Origin of the sequence: Nonomuraea composti (assembly GCF_012034275.1) — a bacterium.
GTDB classification, from domain to species: Bacteria; Actinomycetota; Actinomycetes; order Streptosporangiales; family Streptosporangiaceae; genus Nonomuraea; species Nonomuraea composti.
In genome coordinates this window covers 136,409-153,813 of sequence record NZ_JAATEP010000023.1, presented here as the reverse complement: position 1 = coordinate 153,813, position 17,405 = coordinate 136,409, and the positions used below count along the sequence as shown (strand labels likewise).

Below are 17,405 nucleotides of genomic sequence, written 5' to 3'. Positions count from 1 at the left end.
CGTTTTGAGGGGATGCGATGACGCGACCCGGAAGACGCCGTTCCGAGGGGATGCGATGACGCGACAGGCCGACTTCCAGCATCCGCGCTTCGCCCAGGCGTACGCGCGGGTGGCCGAGCTCGTCGACCGGCGGGGCGCGTACGAGCACCGGCGGCGGCTGCTGGCCGGGGCCGAGGGGAGGGTGATCGAGATCGGGGCCGGCAACGGCCGCAACTTCGCCCACTACGGCCCTGGGGTGACGGAGGTCGTGGCCGTGGAGCCGGACGACGTCCTGCGCTCCCTGGCGACGGCCCAGGCACCCTCGGCACCCGTACCGGTGTCGGTCGTGCCCGGCCACGCGGAGGCGTTGCCGTCCGGCGACGGCGCGTTCGACGTCGTGGTGGTGTCGCTGGTCCTGTGCTCCGTGCCCTCCCAGCCCCGCGCACTGGCGGAGGCCGCGCGGGTCCTCAGGCCCGGCGGCGAGTTGCGCTTCTACGAGCACGTACGCTCACCCAACCCGGCGCTCGGCCTCCTGGAGGACCTGATCACCCCGCTGTGGCGCCTGGCCGCAGGCGGCTGCCACCCGAACAGGAACACCCTGGAGGCGATCCGGCGGGCCGGGTTCGAGGTGACGGAGTGCGACACGTTCGGCTTCTCACCCCAGCCGGGGATGCCCCGGATGACGCATGTGCTGGGGCGCGCCCGCACGTAGCGCACCGCGTGGGGCCGGAGGCAGCCTGCGGCTCAGATCCGCGGGACTCTTTGCCAAGACACGCTGTCGCATGTGTCAATAACCTCGATTGCCCTGGTCAGCAGCCGTAAACTGATCACGTACTGGTCGGTAGCTACGCGCGCTAGCCACACCGCTCGCCCTCACACCCGTTGCGCGGGCCGAGCATGCTTCGCAGACACGTCACTCGAATCGGCGTGCTCCCCAATGGAGGTAGGCGGGATGGACAGTCGCTGGCATGTGACCCTCGCCCTCGGCGTGGCGGCCATCGTCGCCCTGTTCGTGGCGATCCTGGTGCTCGTGGACACCAAGGCCGAACTGATGGCGGCGGGAGCCGCAGCCGGAGCCGCGTTCGTGGGAGTGGCCGGGCTGGCGCTCACGATCGTCAGCCTCAACCACAGAAAGCCGTAGCCACCACCAGGATGGTGAGGGGTGACGAGCCGGCCTGTAGGCCGGGTTCTGTCCTTCTTGCGAAGGGGCGACCATCCATCTAGGACCGCCGTTGCCGGCGGCCTCGAGCGGTCTACCCGCACGACTCGGGCGGGCAGCCCTCGAACGTCGCGCGCGGAACGCTCCGGAGAGCGTCCCTTCTTGACCTTGCTCCGGGTGGGGTTTACCTAGCCGCCCACGTCACCGTGGGCGCTGGTGGTCTCTTACACCACCCTTTCACCCTTACCCCCCGGCCAGGCCGGGAGGCGGTCTGCTTTCTGTGGCACTGTCCCGCGGGTCACCCCGGGTCGGCGTTACCGACCACCCTGCCCTGTGGAGCCCGGACCTTCCTCGGCGGGCCTGGTGTGGCCCGACGCGGCCGCCCGGCCGACTCGTCTGCTGGACTGTATCAAATCCCAAGCCGTTCCCAACCCAGCGACAAGATCGATTCGCTGGAATGGCGGAGTCATCGCCTGAGGGGGGCGGTGGCGTCGCGGCGGTCGTGCCGGGTGGCTCACTGGCACCCGGCACGGCCCCGGTCAGCGCAGGTGCGAGGTGTCGTTGAACGACTTCACCACGGCCGGCCCGTCGGCGTAGTACTCGATCAGCGACAGGCACGCCAGGTCGAGGTGCATGCGGTAGAGGGACTGCAGCGGCGCCAGCAGGGCGTCTCTGAGGAGCAGCTTGATCGGGGTCACGTGGGAGACCACGAGCACCGTCTTGCCCGTGTAGCGCTCCACCAGGTGCTCCCTGGCCGCCTGCACGCGGCGGCCGGTCTCGGCGAAGCTCTCGCCGCCCGGCGGCGCCACCTCGGGGTCGGACAGCCACGCGGTCAGCTCGGCCGGCCAGCGGCGCTGCACCTCCGTGAACGTGTGCCCCTCCCAGGCGCCGAAATCGGCCTCCCTGAGATCGTCGAACACCTCGACCTCGACGCCCGCCTGCCCGGCGACCGCCTCCGCGGTCTGCCTGGCTCGCTTGAGCGGCGAGGTGACGATCACGTCGAGACGGTACGGGTCGCGCGCCAGCCTCGCCGCCGCCGCCGACGCCTGGGCCAGGCCGTTGGCCGTGAGCTCGGCCTCGCCGCGGCCCGAGAACCTGCGCTCCAGCGACAGCTCCGTCTCGCCGTGCCTGAGGAGGAGCAGGGACGTGGCCACGCGGGTGGGCGGAGCCCAGCCGGTGCCCTTGCCCTGGCCCGTGGCCCTGGCCTGGGCGGTGGCCACGGAGGCGGTGGGGGCGGACAGCTCGGACATGTCGCCCGCGTCAAGCAGATCCGTCTGCCCGGCGGACGCTTTCGTGCCCGGCGCTTTCGTGCCCGGCGCTTTCGTGCCCGGCGCTTTCGTGCCGGATGCCTTTGTGGCGGACGTCCTTGTGCCGGACGTCTGCCCGTCGGGCGCGTCAGGCGCGTCAGGCGCGTCGGGCGCGGCCGGCGTGGTGGTGCCGCCCGCTTTCCAGGTCAGCCCCTTGGCGGCGGCGTCCATCGCCTCGTTGGCCAGGCGGTCGGCGTGGGAGTTGCGTTCGCGGGGGATCCACGTCCACTCCGTCACCCGCAGCCGCCTGACCAGCGAGCCGGCCTCGGCCGCGAGCGGGCGCAGCCCCTCGTTCTTGATCTTCCAGCGGCCCGCCATCTGCTCGACGACCAGCTTCGAGTCCATCCGGACCGCGACCTGCGCCCCGTCGCCGCCCAGGTCGAGCACGGCCCGCAGGCCGGCGATCAGCCCGCGGTACTCGGCGACGTTGTTGGTCGTGACGCCGATCGCCTCAGCCGCCTCCGCCAGCACCTGGCCGTCGGAGGCGTCCTTGACGACCGCCCCGTAGCCGGCGGGGCCGGGGTTGCCGCGCGAGCCGCCGTCGGCCTCGATGACGTACGACGTCACAGGCCCGACTCTGCGGTGCGGACGAGGATGCGGCGGCACTCCTCGCACCGGAGCACCTCGTCGTGGGGGGCGGCCTTGATGCGGTTCATCTCGGCGATGGACAGGGCCACCTTGCAGCCCTGGCACCGGCCGCCGTGCAGCATGGCGGCGCCCACGCCGTACTGCTCCCTGAGCTTCTCGTAGAGCTTGAGCAGGTCGGCGGGGATGTCGCCGGCGACGCCCGCGCGGCGGGCCTGGACCTCGCCCGCCTCCTTCTCGATCTCGTTGAGTGCGGCGTCGCGGCGGTCCTCCGCCGCGGACAAGGCGGCCCGCTCCTCGTCGCGCTTGGCCACCAGGTCGCCGACCTTGGAGTCGGCGGCCTCCCTGCGCTCCATGATCTCCAGCACGACCTCTTCGAGGTCGCCCTGCCGCTTGTGCAGCGAGGCGATCTCGGACTGCAGGCTGGCAAGGTCGCGCGGCGAGGTCACGGCTCCGGAGTCGAGGCGCTTCTGGTCGCGGTCGGCGCGCGTGCGCACGGCGTCGACGTCGCTCTCGGCCTTGGTCTGCTCGCGGGCGAGGTCGCCGGCCTCGGTCTCGGCCTCGATCACCTGGGTGGCGAGCCTGGCGTACGACTTGGAGCGCTCGTCGATCTCGGCCAGCTCGGGCAGGGTGCGGCGGCGGTGCGCCAGCCGATCAATCACGGAGTCGAGCTCTGCCAGGTCGAGCAGTCGCTTCTGTGCCTCAGGGGCTGCTTTCATGATCAATATCCTCTTGTCCAAGCATCGGTGACCGTGGCGGAGACACGTGTTTCAACGGTAACGCCACTCTCGCGCAGGATGGACGCCGCGCTGTCGAGCCAGGGCCACTCGGTCGCCCAGTGCGCGGCGTCGATCAGCGCGGGCCCGCCCGACTCCACGAACTCGCTGGCCGGATGATGCCGCAGGTCCGCCGTGAGGAACACGTCGACGCCCGCGGCGGCGGCCGTACCGAGGAGTGAGTCGCCCGCCCCGCCGCTGACGGCCACGCGCAGGACGGGCCGGGCCAGGTCGCCCGCCACGCGGATGCCCCACGACGTGCGCGGCAGCCCCTCCGCGGCCCGCCGCGCGAACTCGCCCAGCGTCGTCTTCTCCGCCAGCTCCCCGACGCGGCCCAGCCCGCGCCACGGGTCGTCGGGGAACGGCTGCAGCGGCACCAGGTCGCCGGCCAGCCCGACGGCCCTGGCCAGGGCGTCGGACACGCCGGGGTTCGCGACGTCGGCGTTGGTGTGGGCGGTGTAGAGGGCGATGTCGTTCTTGATCAGATTGTGGACGAGCCTGCCCTTGGGCGTGGTGGCGGCCACGGAAGTCGTGCCGCGCAGGTAGAGGGGATGGTGGGTGACGATCAGGTCGGCGCCCCAGTCGAGCGCCTCCTCGGCGACGGCGGCGACCGGGTCGACCGCGAGCAGCACCTTGCGCACCTGCTGGGCCGGGTCGCCGCTGACCAGGCCCACCGCGTCCCACGACTCGGCCCGGGCGGGCGGGTAGGCCGCCTCGAGCACCTCGATCACGTCAGTCAACGTCACAGCAGCCACCTGCGCAGACTACCGGCCCGCGGGACGGCTCGCGGCGGGCGCGGGCAGGGGTGTCTTGCGAACGAGGTTCGGCGTAATGTAAGTGAATCCTGACTTGCGTTCGGAGGGCGGCATGGCACCTAGCGTCGCGATCGTCGGAGCGGGTTTCGGCGGGCTGTGCATGGCGATCCAGCTCGAACGCGCGGGCATTCGCTCGTACACGGTCTACGAGAAGGCCGGGGACCTGGGCGGCACCTGGCGCGACAACAGCTATCCCGGCGCGGGGTGCGACATTCCCTCGCATTTGTACTCGTACTCGTTCGAGAAGTACGCGAGCTGGACCCGTCGCTATCCCGAACAGCCGGAAATTCTCGCCTACCTCGAACATTGCGCCGACAAATACCACGTCAGGCGAAAGATCCGATTCAACGCCGAAGTACGGCGGGCCGTTTTCGACGGCGCGAAGTGGCAGGTCACCACGGCGGGCGGCACGGAGGCGTTCGACGTGGTGGTCATGGGCGTGGGGCAGCTCAACCGGCCCCGCCTGCCGGACATTCCCGGCATGACGGAGTTCGAAGGGGTCTCGTTCCACTCCGCGCGCTGGAACCACGCGCACGACCTCACCGGCCGGCGCGTCGCCGTCATCGGGAACGGCTCCTCCGCCGCCCAGCTCATCCCGCGCGTCGCCGAACGCGCCCAGCACCTGTACGTCTTCCAGCGCACCCCCAACTGGGTGATCCCCAAACCCGACGCCACGTTCGGGCCGCTCACCCGGCTCGCCTTCCGCCACCTCCCCGGGCTGCAGCGCGCCTACCGCGAATGGATCTACCGGTACGCCGAAACCACCCTCTACCCCGCGCTCGCCCAGGGATGGAGCGTGCGCCTGCTCAAGCAGCGGGCGCTGCGGCACCTGCGCGACCAGGTGCCCGACCCCGCCCTCCGCGCCAGGCTGACGCCCGACTACCCGCCCGGCTGCAAACGGGTCGTCATCGACAGCAGCTTCTACCCCGCGCTGACCAGGCCCAACGTATCGCTGGTGACCGACAAGATCGTACGGGTCACCGCCAAGGGCATCGAGACCACCGAAGGAACGTACGAGGCCGACACCATCGTGTACGCCACCGGCTTCAACAGCACCGAGTTCCTCGCCCCCATGGAGGTCGTCGGGCGCGAAGGGCAGTCACTGGACGAGCGGTGGGCCGGCGGGGCCGAGGCGTACCTGGGGATCTCCGTACCCGCCTTCCCCAACCTGTTCCTGCTGTACGGGCCCAACACCAACCTCGGGCACAACTCGATCATCTTCATGATCGAATGCCAGGTCGATCATGTCATGGCGTGCCTGCCGTACCTGGCCGTGAACGGGCCCATCGAAGTGCGGCCCGAAGTCATGGCGGCATGGCGGCGGCAGCTCGACGCGGCCATGGAGCGGATGGTCTGGGGGGCGGGGTGTCAGAGCTGGTACAAGACCGCGTCCGGCCGGATCACCAACAACTGGCCCGGCCCCACCACTTTGTACCGCCGACTCACCACCCGCCCACCCCAACCCGCCTACCGACCGATCGGATCCCCCCAACCAGCCCGCCCCTGAAACCCGGGCAACCGCCCGCCGACCGCGCGACTCCCGCGGCTCCTGCGGCTCCACGTCCCTCCCGCCCCGCCCGCACGGTTCCCCTCCGCATGGCTTCTCGCGCGTGCGGCTGCCCTGCCACGCCGCTCCCCTCCGCACGACTTCCCGCCATGCGGCTCCGCGTCCCTACCGTTCGCCCTCACTGCTCCATGGCCTCAACGCCTCCCGTCACATGGCGCCCAGCCACCTCACGCCAGCCACCTCACGATCAGCCGCCTCACGACCACCCACCTCGCGACAGCGACCTCGCGACCAGCCACTTCGCGGCGAGCCACCCTGCCCCATCCACCCGCAGGACCTCCTGCAGACGTGGCCGCTCCCGTGAGTGGCATGCCCGGCGACGATGCCCCACCTGGCACCCACTCGCCCGCCAGGCGCCCCTCTCCCCTGACCATCAAACCCAGGTCGTACAAGTGATCCAAAAGATCGGACCTGGGACGCATTGTTGCAGGTCCCAGCCTCGCGATACCGTCCTGCCATGACGCTTCCCCTGCACCAGCGCGCTGTCGTGGCCGACACCCACAACGACCTGCTGATGGCGGTCTCCGCGAGACCGCCGCACCAGTGGGCCTCGTTCTTCCGGGAGAGATGGCTGCCCCAGCTCCGCGACGGAGGCGTCGATCTTCAGGTGCTGCCGGTCTTCATCGACGACCAGTATCTCCCTGAGGGCGCGCTGCGGCAGACCCTCCGCATGATCGAGTGCGCCCACGTGCTGGCGGAGGGCAACACCGATCACGTACGTCTGTGCCTCGACGCCTCCGACATCGACCGGGCCCTCGACGAAGGCAAGATCGCTTTGGTGCTCGCGATGGAGAGCATGCCCGGCCTCGACGCCAGCGTCGAGCTGATCCCGACCATGCACCGCCTGGGAGTCCGGGTGGCCTCCATCGCCCACTTCGGCCGCACGCAGCTGGCCGACGGCAGCGGCGAGGACGCGACGGGCAGCGGCCTGACCTCCGCCGGCATCGCGGCCCTGCGAGAGATGGAGCGTCTCGGCATCGTGTTCGACATCTCCCACCTGGGCGCGTCCGGCGTCGCCCACGTGCTGGAGCTGGCCACCCGGCCGGTCATGGCCACCCACTCCTCCGCCCGCGCCCTGCGCGACCACCACCGCAACCTCACCGACGACCAGCTCCGCGCCGTCGCCGCCACCGGCGGCGTCATCTGCGTCAACTTCTTCGCCCCGTTCCTCGCCGAGCACGAGGCCGACATGACCCTCGACCGACTGCTCGACCACATCGAGCACATCGTGTCCGTGGCGGGCATCGATCACGTGGGCCTCGGCCCCGACTTCATCCGCGAGGTGATGGACGACCTTACGCCCCCCTGCTGCGAAGACCTCTACACAAGAGGCGTGAACCCGAAGCAGGCCATCCCCGGCCTGGAGGGCCCGGCCGGGCTGCCCATGGTCACGGAGGGCCTGCTCGCACGCGGGCTCCCGGAGAAGGACGTCATGCAGATCATCGGCGGAAACGTACACCGCTTCTTCGGCCAGCTCCTCTCATGACCACCCTCTCCCAGCACCCTCTTCTGACCGCCACCGCCGGGCATCCCCTTGTGACCGCCACCGTCCGGCACCCACTCAAGACCAGCAGCCCTCGCCACCCCCTTGTGACCAGCACCTCCGCACAGCTTCAGGGACGATCATCGTGAGCATGACCGACAACACTTCCCAGCAGGCCGCCGGCATGGTCGAAGACCTGGAGGAGCTGGTCCTGTGCGAGTCCTTCTCCAGTGACCTCGAAGCCGTGGCCCGCAGTGCGAAGGTGGTGGCCGCGATGGGTGCCCGCCACCTGGGCACCGCCCCCGAGTTCCTGCTGATCGACGGCGTCACGCACCTGCGCTGGTCGTTCGGCACGCCGAGGGTCCTCCTGCTCGGGCACCACGACACCGTCTGGCCCATCGGCACCCTGGCCACCCACCCGTGGTCCCTGGTCGACGGGGTGGCACGAGGGCCGGGGGTCTTCGACATGAAGGCGGGGCTGGTGCAGACGTTCCACGCGCTGGCCGGGCTCGACTCGCTCGACGGCGTCACGCTGCTGATCACGGGCGACGAGGAGGTCGGCTCGCTCACGTCCTCGCCCCTGATCCAGGACACCGCCCGCGGGCTGGCCGCCACCTTCGTCATGGAGGCCAGCGCCGACGGCGGCGCCTTGAAGACGGCACGCAAGGGCACCTCCAACTACACCGTCACCGTGCACGGTAAGGCCGCACACGCGGGCCTGGAGCCGGAGAAGGGCGCCAACGCCGGCATCGAGCTGGCGCACCAGATCCTCACCATCGCCGCCATGGGCGCGGGCGCGACCACGGTCACCCCCACGGTGCTGTCGGGCGGCACCTCCCTCAACACGGTGCCGGCCACCGCCTCGGTCGGCGTGGACGTGCGAGTGGCCGAGGTGGCGGAGCAGACCCGGGTGGACGAGGCCATGCACGCCCTGCGGCCCGTGGTACCAGGCACCCGCCTGGAGATCCTCGGCGGCCCCAACCGTCCCCCCTTGGAGCCCTCGATGTCGGCCACCCTCTTCACCCTGGCCCAGGAGCTGGCGACTGGGCTGGGCCTGGGCCCGCTCACGTCGGCCTCAGTGGGCGGCGCCTCTGACGGCAACTTCACCGCCGGAGTCGGCTGCCCCACCCTCGACGGCCTGGGCGCCGTCGGCGGCGGGGCTCACGCGGACCACGAACACGTGATCGTCGCCGAAATGCCGGCACGCGTAGCCCTCCTGCGAGCACTCATCGAAGCGGTCCGCTAGAGCACCCAAACGGTCGGGGCATCGGACGCCGTGTCCAGCGCGATCGCCGGCGCACGGGCCGCCGCGGCCATGGGGCAAGGGAGGGCACGGGCTCGGCCAGGGGCCAGGCGGCAAGGGTTGGGCAGAGCGGAGCCGGTAGAGCGGGGACCGGATAAGCACCGGAGCGCAGAAGAGCCGAGGCAGATGTAGGTGATGAAGTTCCAGGTGATTCGGTCGTGGACGCCCGCTTGGGGATGTTGGCCGCCGTGGTAACGCTGGCGGCGGGTGGCTATGCCCCACAGGCGGGTCAGCGGGCAGAGGGCAGGGAAGATCACGGCGTTGGCGGCGGCTGGGCGGATCGGGAGGGTGGAGGCGTCGTTGCCGTCGGCTATTCACGACTCCTGGGCGTGGGTGGGCTTGCCGGGTTCCGCCGGGGTGGGTCGGGGTGGGTCGGGGGCGGTGCTGTGGGTGGGCAAGCGGGTTCTTTGGTGGGTGAGGGTGGGCCTTGGGGGAGATCGCGAGCGAGGAGGTTACTGGGCGCGGGTGAATCTGGCGCCCCAGTCGTGGAGTTGGGTGAGGAGTTCGGGCGGGTTGAGGACGCGGAAGTCGGCGCCGAGCGTGCCCAGGGCCATGATGGGCCATTCCAGGTTGTCGGTGATCATGTGGACGCGGCAGTGGGTGGGGTCGATCCCTTCGATGGTGGCCCATTTGCCGATGCGTTCGCGGACGCGTTCGGCGGGGGCGTTGACCAGGACCTCTACGCGGTGGGAGCGGGGCAGGTCGTCGAGGCGGGAGCGGACGAACGTGGCGGCGTCGGCCGTGGGCAGGGGCCGGGGGCGGAAGCGGGCGCCGGTGCCCTGCGGGGCGGACAGCCGGTCGACGCGGAAGCTGCGCCAGTCGTGGCGTTCGAGGTCGTAGGCGACCAGGTACCAGCGGCGGCCGAGGGAGACGAGCCGGTGGGGCTCGGTGTGGCGTTCGGTGTGCCGGCCGTCGGCGGCGGTGTAGGAGAAGCGCAGCCGTTCGGTGTCGCGGCAGGTCAGGGCGATCGTGGTGAGGACGCCCGGATCGACGGCGGCCCTGGGCTGGCCACCGCTCCAGCCTGCGGAGACGGTCATGGCGCGCAGCGCGTCGATGCGGTGCCGCAGGCGTACCGGCATGACCTGCACCACCTTGGCGAGCACGCGCAGGGACGACTCGGCGATGCCCTCCACCGGGTTCTGGGCGGCGGCCTGGAGGCCGACGGCCAGGGCGACGGCCTCCTCGTCGTCGATCACCAGGGGCGGCAGGGCCGCGCCGGCGGCGAGCTGGTAGCCGCCGTCCACGCCGCGTTGCGCCTGGACGGGGTAGCCCAGCTCGCGCAGCCGATCGACGTCCCTGCGCAGGGTGCGGGCCGACACGCCGAGGCGCTCGGCCAGCTCGGGGCCTGGCCAGTAGCGGTGGGTCTGGAGCAGGGACAGCAGCCGCAGCGTCCGGGTGCTGGTGTTCGCCATGCCTTTCATTCTTCCGCGAGATTGCCGGGATTCAGGTCAGGAAGTGACCGTTATGGCTGGCAGTCTGTTCTTGAGCGGCAGGAAACGTCCCAGAGGAAGGCAGCGATCATGACCGTCAACACGCCCAGCAGCAACCACACCAGCGAAGTGACCGGGGAGCGGGCCGACCTCCTGGCGGCGCTGGCGCAGAGCCGGCACTTCCTGCGCTTCACCACCCGCGACCTCACCGACGAGCAGGCCCGGCTGCGCACGACCGCCAGCGAGCTGTCCCTGGGCGGGCTGATCAAGCATGTGACCGCCGTCGAGCGGAGCTGGGCGGACTTCATCCTGAACGGCCCGTCCGCCATGCCGGACTACTCCTCCATGAGCGAGGACGACTACTCCTCCTGGGAGGACGGGTTCCGGCTGCTGCCCGACGAGACGCTGGCCGGGGCGCTGGCCGAGTACGAGAAGGTGGCGCGCAGGACCGATGAGCTGGTCGTCTCCCTGCCTGACTTGAACGTCGACCACCCGTTGCCGGCCGCTCCGTGGTTCAAGCCCGGCGAGCGCCGGTCGGCGCGGCGGGTGCTGCTGGGCATCATCGCCGAGACTTCGCAGCATGCCGGGCATGCCGACATCATCCGGGAGTCGCTGGATGGGGCGAAGAGCATGGGCTGATGAGCCGCACACGGGGATTGAGGGGGGCGGCTTGGAGGTCTGGGACTGAGGGTGGCTTGCAGGTCTGGGGCTGCGGGCGGCTTGCAGGCCGGGGGCTGGACCTGGCTTGCAATCTGGAGGGCTGGGGCCGGAGGGCTGGGGCCGGAGGTCGCGGTGGAATCCGAGGCCGGGCTGGCGTCGGGAAGTTGGGGGGTCGGGGTCAGAGGCCGGGCTGGCGTCGGGAAGTTGGGGGGCCGGGGTTCGAGGCCGGAGCTGGGGCTGGGGGCGGGGAGGCCCGGTCATGGAGGGCGCTGCCCGGGTTCGCGGGCGGGCAGCGCCGTCAGGGGTCTGTCAGCCGGTGACCGGCCCCAGTCTGTGTTCCATCGCGCAGCGGTTCGGGAACCGCTCGTAGTACGCCTCGGGCCGCCCGTACCAGTGCCCCCGCACCTCGACGTCCACCGGATCCCAGATCAGCGGGCACGGTCCTGGGTCGAGGTCGAGGTCGTACACGCGGCCGTCCACCGAGCGGAGCGCGTCGCACGCCTCCGACGGGTAGGGATGCAGCCCGCCGTCCGGGTCGCAGGTGAGGCGCATCGAGTACGCGCCGTCGGTGCGCGGGGTGACGGTGATGATGAGGTCGGCCCCGGCGGCGGCGTGGGCGGGGAGCGTCGTGAACGGGCCGGCGAGGGCCGCGGCCGCGCACAGCCCGAGCGTGGCGATCCTGCGGACGGCGGTCAGCACGAGCGGCATGATGTCCTCCCTGGTCAATGGGCGTCCCGGGGGCGGGACGACGCACGCACCATGACTACAGGCGGGCGGGTCGCGGCGGCCATGAGCAGCAGGGATAGCTGTGAGTGATGGAGATGATACAGAGAGGTGTCCGCGCAGCTCATGGACCGCGCCGTGCGGGTGGCCGACGCCGGGCGCATGCGTAAATGGAGGCATGGAGCATGAGCAGGCGGCGGCCAGGGCCGGTGTGGTGATCAGGGAGTTGCGGAAGCTCGGCGAGTTCAAGCAGGTCTACCGGCTCTTCGACGAGATCTGGCACCCGGAGCCCGCGAACGCGCCGGTGACCGTGGAGCTGATGGCCGGGTTCGCGCACACGGGCAACTACGTGGCCGGGGCGTTCGCGGGTGATGCGATGGTGGGGGCGTCCGTGGGGTTCCTGGCGGCGGAGCGGTCGCTGCACTCGCATGTCACCGGCGCCGTCATCGGCAAGGGGGTCGGGTACGCGCTGAAGCTGCACCAGCGGGCCTGGTGCCAGGAGCGGGGGCTGGAGCGGATCACGTGGACGTTCGATCCGCTGGTCCGGCGGAACGCCTCTTTCAACCTGGTGAAGCTGGGCGCCCGGCCGGAGGCGTACCTGACGGAGTTCTACGGGGCGATGGCGGACGCGATCAACGAGGGGGACGCGTCCGATCGGCTGCTGGCGGTGTGACACGTTCACGAAGAGGAGAAGGAGGACGAAGGAGAGGAGGACGCGTACCCGCTGGTGCGGGAGGCGGACGACGGGCGGCCTCTGGTCGCGGGGGACGCGCGCGGGCGGCGGGTGGTACTCGTGGGGACGCCGCGCGATGTCGAGCGGCTACGGCGGCAGGACGCGACGGCGGCGATGACGTGGCGGATGGCGGTACGGGAGGCGCTGGGCGGCGCCATGGCGGCCGGGGCGCGGGTGACGGGGTTCACGGAGGGCGGCGAGTACGTGGTGGTCATGAGCTAGAGATCACGGTGAGTGCGGGGTGGTTTCCGACTGGAGATCGCGGCGCATGCGGGGTCGTCCCCAAGCAGGGATCGCGGCGCGTGCTGGGTCGTCTCCAACCAGAGAGCACCGCGCATGCGGGGGCGTCTCCAACCAGAGAGCGCCGCGCATGCGGGGCGTCTCCGGCCAGAGAGCGCCGCGCGTGCCGGATGGTAATTAACTAGGTATTCCACCACTGTTTCGGGTCTCTGTAATGTGGCGGATAAGCAAGCAAGCAAGGAGATCCGCATGGCGGAATTCACCCCCACCGTTCCTGCGAGAGTCCTACCGGCCGTCGCCGTGCGCGACCTGCCGGAGCCGCCGCGGTCGACGTGGCGCATCATCGGCCCCGGCCTGGTGGGCGCCGGTGTCGGGCTGGCGTCGGGCGAGTTCATCCTGTGGCCGTACATCGCCTCACAGGTGGGTCTGGTCTTCATCTGGGGCGCGGCGATCGGCATCATCACGCAGTGGTTCCTGAACATGGAGATCGAGCGCTACACGCTGGCCACCGGCGAGACCGCGCTGACCGGTTTCAGCCGTATGTGGAAGCACTGGGGCCTCGTCTTCGTGATCATGACGTTGTGCTCGAACCTGTGGCCGGGCTGGGTGACCACGTCCGCGACCATGGTGACGTACCTGACGGGCTCGGGCGAGGGCTCGGTGCGGTGGATCGCGATCGGCATGTTGCTGGTGATCGCGATCGGGCTGACCATGGCGCCCGTGATCTACGTCCTGCTCGAACGGGTCATCTTCGTGAAGATCGCGCTGGTGGCGACGTTGATCGTGGTGGCGATCCTGTTCGCGATCAACGCGGACAGCTGGCTGGAGCTGGGCAAGGGCCTGACCGTCGGCGCCAGGTTCCCGGTGCCGCCGCTGGACTTCGCGGTGCTGATGGGCGCCATCGCGTACGCGGGCGCGGGCGGCGGCCAGAACCTGTGCCAGAGCAACTGGATCCGCGACAAGGGCTTCGGCATGGGTCTGTACGTCCCGCGCCTGGTCAGCCCGGTGACCGGCCACGAGGAGGCGGTCTCCTCGACCGGTTTCCAGTTCGCGCCGACGAAGGAGAACCTGGCGCGCTGGAAGCAGTGGTGGCGTTTCGCGAACGTCGAGCAGGCGTGGACGTTCGCCGTGGTGTCGTTCCTGACGATCGCGCTCATGTCGATGCTGGCCCACTCCACGGTGTTCGGCCGGCCGGGGCTGGAGAACAGCATCGGCTTCCTCAAGGTGGAGGGCCAGGTGCTGCAGGGCAGCGTCGGTACGTGGTTCGGCGTGCTGTTCTGGGTGATCGGGGCGCTGGCCCTGTTCGCCTCGGCCATGGGCATCGTCGACTACACCTCGCGCCTGGCCTCCGACACGATCAAGACGGTCTACCTGCGGGACAAGCCCGTCTCGGTGAACCGGGTCTACTTCTACACGGTGTGGGCGATGGCGCTGATCGGCATCGCCATCCTGCTGGCGGGCCTGGACCAGCCGCTGATCCTGCTGGTGTTCTCGGCGTGCTTCGCGGCCGTGATGATGTTCGTGTACTCGATCCTGCTGATCGTGCTGAACCGGCGGGCGCTGCCGGAGGCGCTCAAGGTGCGTTCGTACCGGCTGGGGGCGCTGATCTGGTCGGTGGCGTTCTTCGGGACGCTGACCGTGATCGTGGTCATCCAGCAGGCGGGGAAGCTCTTCTGAAGTTGACCTCAACCGAGCTTGAGGTTGCACACTCGGCGGCATGAAGGTTGTCGAGGTGACGAAGTTCGGCGGTCCCGACGTGCTCGTGGCCAAGCGGGCGCCAGAACCCGTGGCGGGGCCGGGGCAGGTCGTGATCGGTGTGTCGGTGGTGGACGTGATGTCCATCGACGCGCAGCTGCGGGCCGGGTGGGGGCGTGACTGGTTCCCCGCCCGGCCGCCGTTCGTGCCCGGCACGGGCGTGGCCGGGCGGGTGATCTCGGCCGGTGACGGCGTGGAGGCCGGGTGGGTGGGGCGGCGGGTGGCCGCGCTGCTCCCCGGCGGCGGCGCCTACGCCGAGCGGGCCGTGGCCGGGGTGGAGACGGTGGTCGCGGTGCCCGGCGAGGTGCCGCTGTGGCAGGCGGCGGCGCTCGTCCAGGTCGGGCCGGCGGCGCTGAGCCTCGTCGAGGCGGCCGAGCTGCGGCCGGGCGCGCGGGTGCTGGTCACGGGGGCCGGCGGCGCGCTGGGGCTGGCGCTCGTCCGGCTGGCGAGCGCGGCCGGCGCCCGGGTGACGGCGGCGGCGCACGGCCCGGCCAAACGGGCGGCGGCCCTGGAGGCGGGAGCAGCGCAGGCCGTGGACTACCCGGAGCTCACGGGAAGCTCCGGCGGCGTGCGGGACGACGGGGCCGGCGCGGGCGGCTCCAGCGGCGGAATCGCGGCGAGGAGCTTCGAGGTCGTGTTCGACGGGGTCGGTGGGGAGGTCGGCGCGGCGGCGTTCGCACTGGTCGCGCCCGGCGGCCGGTTCTTCGCGTACGGGGTGCCGAGCGGCTCCGTGGCGCCCGTCGACCCTGCCGAGGCCGAGCGGCGCGGCGTCCGGCTGATCGGCATGGAGCAGGTGCAGTTCGCCCCCGACGAGTTCAGGCGGCTGGCCGAGCGAACCTTCAAGGAGGTGGCGGCGGGCCGGCTCGCGACCGCCGTGGGCCTGGTCGTGCCGCTGGAGCGGGCGGCTGAGGCGCACGCCGCTCTGCAGTCGCGCGAGCTGGTCGGCAAGGCGCTGCTGGTGGCGAGCGCACGGGCGGCCCGGTACAGCCGGCACGGCGGGCCGGAGGTGCTGGAGATCGTGGAGGTCCCGCTGCCGGAGCCGGGCCCCGGCCAGGTACGGGTGGCCGTCAGGGCGGCGGGCGTGAACCCGATCGACTGGAAGCTGCGCCGGGGCTTCCGCGGCGCCGCTCCGGACGGGCCGCAGGGCACCGGCATGGAGCTGGCCGGCACGGTGGACGCGCTCGGCCCCGGCGTGCGCGGGCTGCGGCTCGGCGACCCGGTGTACGGGCAGGTGGCGCCGGGGGCGGTGGCCACGCATGCGATCGCCGAGGCCGACGCGCTGGCGCCCAAGCCGGACGATCTCACGTACGAGGAGGCCGCCGCGCTGCCCGTGGCGGTCGAGACGGCCCGGCGCGCCCTGCGCGACCTGGGCGTCGAGGAGGGGGAGACGCTGCTGATCCACGCGGTCGCGGGCGGCGTCGGCCTGGCCGCCGCGCAGCTCGCGCTCGCCCGGGGCGTCACGGTGATCGGCACGGCGAGCGAGCGCCACCACGACTTCCTGCGCGGCCTCGGCGTGCGCCCCGTGGCCTACGGGGAGGGGCTGGAGCGGCGCCTGCCGCCGTCCGTGGATCGCGTGCTGGACGCCTCGGGCCGGGACGAGCTGGAGCTGTCGGTACAGCTGACCGGTGACCCGGACAAGGTGATCACGATCGCGGACCGGGACGGGGCGCAGCGGCTCGGGGTGCGGTTCTCGACCGGCGACGGGGCCGCCGCGGCGGCCCGCGCCCTACGTGAGGCGCCGCACGTGCGGCTGCCGGTCGCCGAGGTGTTCCCGCTGGAGCGGATCGCGGACGCCCACCGCCGCAGCGAGGAGGGCCACTTCCTGGGCAAGCTGGTGATCAGCACGGCTCAGACCTAATGCGGAAGCCACCTTGCCGCGTCAGCGGGCACACTGGTGCTCATGCTGGAAACCTCGGCCCGCCTGCTCAAGCTCCTCTCTCTCCTCCAGGCGCACCGCGACTGGTCCGGCCCCGAGCTGTCGGCCCGGCTCGGCGTCTCCACGCGGACGATCCGCAACGACGTCGAGCGCCTGCGCTCGCTCGGCTATCCGGTGCACGCCACCCCGGGCGTGGCCGGCGGTTACCGGCTGGGCGCGGGGGCGGCGCTGCCGCCGCTGCTGCTGGACGACGAGGAGGCCGTCGCGGTGGCGGTGGGGCTGGGCCGGGCGGCCGGGGGCGGCGTGGAGGGGATCGAGGAGAGCTCGGTGCGCGCGCTGGCCAAGCTGGAGCAGGTGCTGCCGTCGCGGTTGCGGCGGCGGGTGAGCGCGCTGAACGCGTACACGGTGCAGATCCCGGGCAGCGCGCCGGCCGTGCCGCCGGAGGTGCTGACCACGATCGCGAACGCCGCCCGCGACCACGAGGGCCTGCGTTTCGACTACACGGCCCACGAGGGCGAGCCGACGGTGCGGAGCGTGGAGCCGCACCGCCTGGTGCACCGGCGCGGCCGCTGGTATCTGGTGGGCTACGACGTGGACCGCGACGGCTGGCGCACGTTCCGGGTGGACCGGATCCGCCTGCGCACGCCGTCGGGGCCCCGGTTCACGCCGCGCGAGCTGCCGGGCGACGGCGACGTGGCGGCGTACGTGGAGAAGGGGCTGAACACGGCGATGTGGCGGTACCGGGCGACGGTGCTGCTGCACGCGCCCGCCGAGCGGATGCGGGAGCTGCCGCTCGGCCTGGAGGTCGAGCCGGTGGACGAGGGCACCTGCGTGCTCAAGCTGGGCGGTGACGACCTCAACGGGATCGCGGTGTGGGTCGGATTCATCGGCGTGGACTTCGAGGTGCTCGACCCGCCGGAGCTGGCCGAGCACGTGCTGCGCCTGTCCGAACGTTACCGGCGGGCGGTCAGTGGCCGGTAAGGGGCCGGTCAGCGGGGCGGGCGAGGCTTCCGT

Annotated in this window: 16 protein-coding genes, 1 other RNA gene and 1 pseudogene; 12 read left to right on the top strand and 6 right to left on the bottom strand. The window is 71.5% G+C overall.

All coding sequences use genetic code 11. The features are described 5' to 3' along the window. Window positions 1-55 precede the first annotated feature (55 nt). Both HCN51_RS29955 and HCN51_RS29950 read left to right on the top strand, forming a co-directional pair. Window positions 56-691 carry a class I SAM-dependent methyltransferase gene (locus tag HCN51_RS29955; protein WP_168013821.1) on the top strand — a complete coding sequence of 212 codons (636 nt, stop codon included), beginning with the start codon at window positions 56-58 and terminating at the stop codon, window positions 689-691. Window positions 692-931: 240 nt separating this feature from the next. Further along, on the top strand, window positions 932-1,120 hold the full coding sequence (locus tag HCN51_RS29950; RefSeq protein WP_155126282.1) for a hypothetical protein: 189 nt from the start codon (window positions 932-934) through the stop codon (window positions 1,118-1,120). Window positions 1,121-1,141: 21 nt separating this feature from the next. Here the strand turns inward: HCN51_RS29950 and rnpB are convergent. The 4 genes from rnpB to HCN51_RS29930 all read right to left on the bottom strand — a co-directional run bounded on the left by rnpB (window position 1,142) and on the right by HCN51_RS29930 (window position 4,552). After that, window positions 1,142-1,533, bottom strand: an RNA gene (rnpB, locus tag HCN51_RS29945) — RNase P RNA component class A. 144 nt (window positions 1,534-1,677) lie between these two features. After that, the gene (locus tag HCN51_RS29940; RefSeq protein WP_168013819.1) at window positions 1,678-3,012 is read right to left on the bottom strand and encodes a bifunctional RNase H/acid phosphatase; all 1,335 of its coding nucleotides are present in this window, start codon (window positions 3,010-3,012) and stop codon (window positions 1,678-1,680) included. Next, entirely contained in the window at window positions 3,009-3,749 is a 741-nt protein-coding gene (locus HCN51_RS29935; protein ID WP_168013817.1) for a zinc ribbon domain-containing protein, read from the bottom strand. The genes HCN51_RS29940 and HCN51_RS29935 overlap by 4 nt, the downstream gene beginning before the upstream one ends. Window positions 3,750-3,751: 2 nt before the next feature. Beyond that, window positions 3,752-4,552, bottom strand: a complete 801-nt coding sequence (locus tag HCN51_RS29930; RefSeq protein WP_168013815.1) for a Nif3-like dinuclear metal center hexameric protein — start codon at window positions 4,550-4,552, stop codon at window positions 3,752-3,754. A gap of 121 nt (window positions 4,553-4,673) precedes the next feature. Between HCN51_RS29930 and HCN51_RS29925 the strand changes: the two genes are divergently transcribed. The 3 genes from HCN51_RS29925 (at window position 4,674) to HCN51_RS29915 (ending at window position 8,917) form a co-directional block, all read left to right on the top strand. After that, entirely contained in the window at window positions 4,674-6,128 is a 1,455-nt protein-coding gene (locus HCN51_RS29925) for a flavin-containing monooxygenase (RefSeq protein ID WP_168013805.1), read from the top strand. A 517-nt stretch (window positions 6,129-6,645) separates the two neighbouring features. Further along, a complete protein-coding gene (locus HCN51_RS29920) occupies window positions 6,646-7,674 on the top strand; it encodes a dipeptidase (RefSeq protein ID WP_168013803.1) in 1,029 nt (342 codons plus the stop codon). A gap of 148 nt (window positions 7,675-7,822) precedes the next feature. After that, on the top strand, window positions 7,823-8,917 hold the full coding sequence (locus tag HCN51_RS29915; RefSeq protein ID WP_206068034.1) for a M20 family metallopeptidase: 1,095 nt from the start codon (window positions 7,823-7,825) through the stop codon (window positions 8,915-8,917). Between the two features lie 509 nt (window positions 8,918-9,426). Here HCN51_RS29915 and HCN51_RS29910 read toward each other — a convergent pair. Continuing rightward, window positions 9,427-10,386 (bottom strand): helix-turn-helix transcriptional regulator, encoded by a 960-nt coding sequence (locus tag HCN51_RS29910; protein WP_168013801.1) that lies wholly within the window; start codon window positions 10,384-10,386, stop codon window positions 9,427-9,429. Between the two features lie 108 nt (window positions 10,387-10,494). On the opposite strand from HCN51_RS29910, the gene HCN51_RS29905 reads away from it, so the two are divergent. Further along, on the top strand, window positions 10,495-11,043 hold the full coding sequence (locus tag HCN51_RS29905) for a DinB family protein (RefSeq protein ID WP_168013799.1): 549 nt from the start codon (window positions 10,495-10,497) through the stop codon (window positions 11,041-11,043). 330 nt (window positions 11,044-11,373) lie between these two features. Here HCN51_RS29905 and HCN51_RS29900 read toward each other — a convergent pair whose 3' ends face one another. Next, the gene (locus HCN51_RS29900; RefSeq protein WP_168013797.1) at window positions 11,374-11,772 is read right to left on the bottom strand and encodes an SSI family serine proteinase inhibitor; all 399 of its coding nucleotides are present in this window, start codon (window positions 11,770-11,772) and stop codon (window positions 11,374-11,376) included. A 193-nt stretch (window positions 11,773-11,965) separates the two neighbouring features. On the opposite strand from HCN51_RS29900, the gene HCN51_RS59895 reads away from it, so the two are divergent. The 6 genes and pseudogenes from HCN51_RS59895 to HCN51_RS29880 all read left to right on the top strand — a co-directional run bounded on the left by HCN51_RS59895 (window position 11,966) and on the right by HCN51_RS29880 (window position 17,372). Further along, complete coding sequence (locus tag HCN51_RS59895) at window positions 11,966-12,460, top strand: hypothetical protein (protein ID WP_240973373.1); 495 nt, start codon at window positions 11,966-11,968, stop codon at window positions 12,458-12,460. 54 nt (window positions 12,461-12,514) lie between these two features. Then, window positions 12,515-12,742 carry a hypothetical protein gene (locus HCN51_RS59890; protein WP_240973372.1) on the top strand — a complete coding sequence of 76 codons (228 nt, stop codon included), beginning with the start codon at window positions 12,515-12,517 and terminating at the stop codon, window positions 12,740-12,742. Window positions 12,743-13,009: 267 nt separating this feature from the next. Further along, window positions 13,010-14,437 (top strand): Nramp family divalent metal transporter, encoded by a 1,428-nt coding sequence (locus tag HCN51_RS29890; protein ID WP_168013795.1) that lies wholly within the window; start codon window positions 13,010-13,012, stop codon window positions 14,435-14,437. Window positions 14,438-14,477: 40 nt separating this feature from the next. Then, a pseudogene (locus tag HCN51_RS62435) lies at window positions 14,478-15,410 on the top strand (zinc-binding dehydrogenase); the annotation flags it as partial. Window positions 15,411-15,473: 63 nt separating this feature from the next. Next, window positions 15,474-16,373 carry an NADP-dependent oxidoreductase gene (locus HCN51_RS62430; RefSeq protein ID WP_346433850.1) on the top strand — a complete coding sequence of 300 codons (900 nt, stop codon included), beginning with the start codon at window positions 15,474-15,476 and terminating at the stop codon, window positions 16,371-16,373. A gap of 42 nt (window positions 16,374-16,415) precedes the next feature. Beyond that, window positions 16,416-17,372 (top strand): helix-turn-helix transcriptional regulator, encoded by a 957-nt coding sequence (locus HCN51_RS29880; RefSeq protein ID WP_168013791.1) that lies wholly within the window; start codon window positions 16,416-16,418, stop codon window positions 17,370-17,372. Window positions 17,373-17,405: the final 33 nt, after the last annotated feature.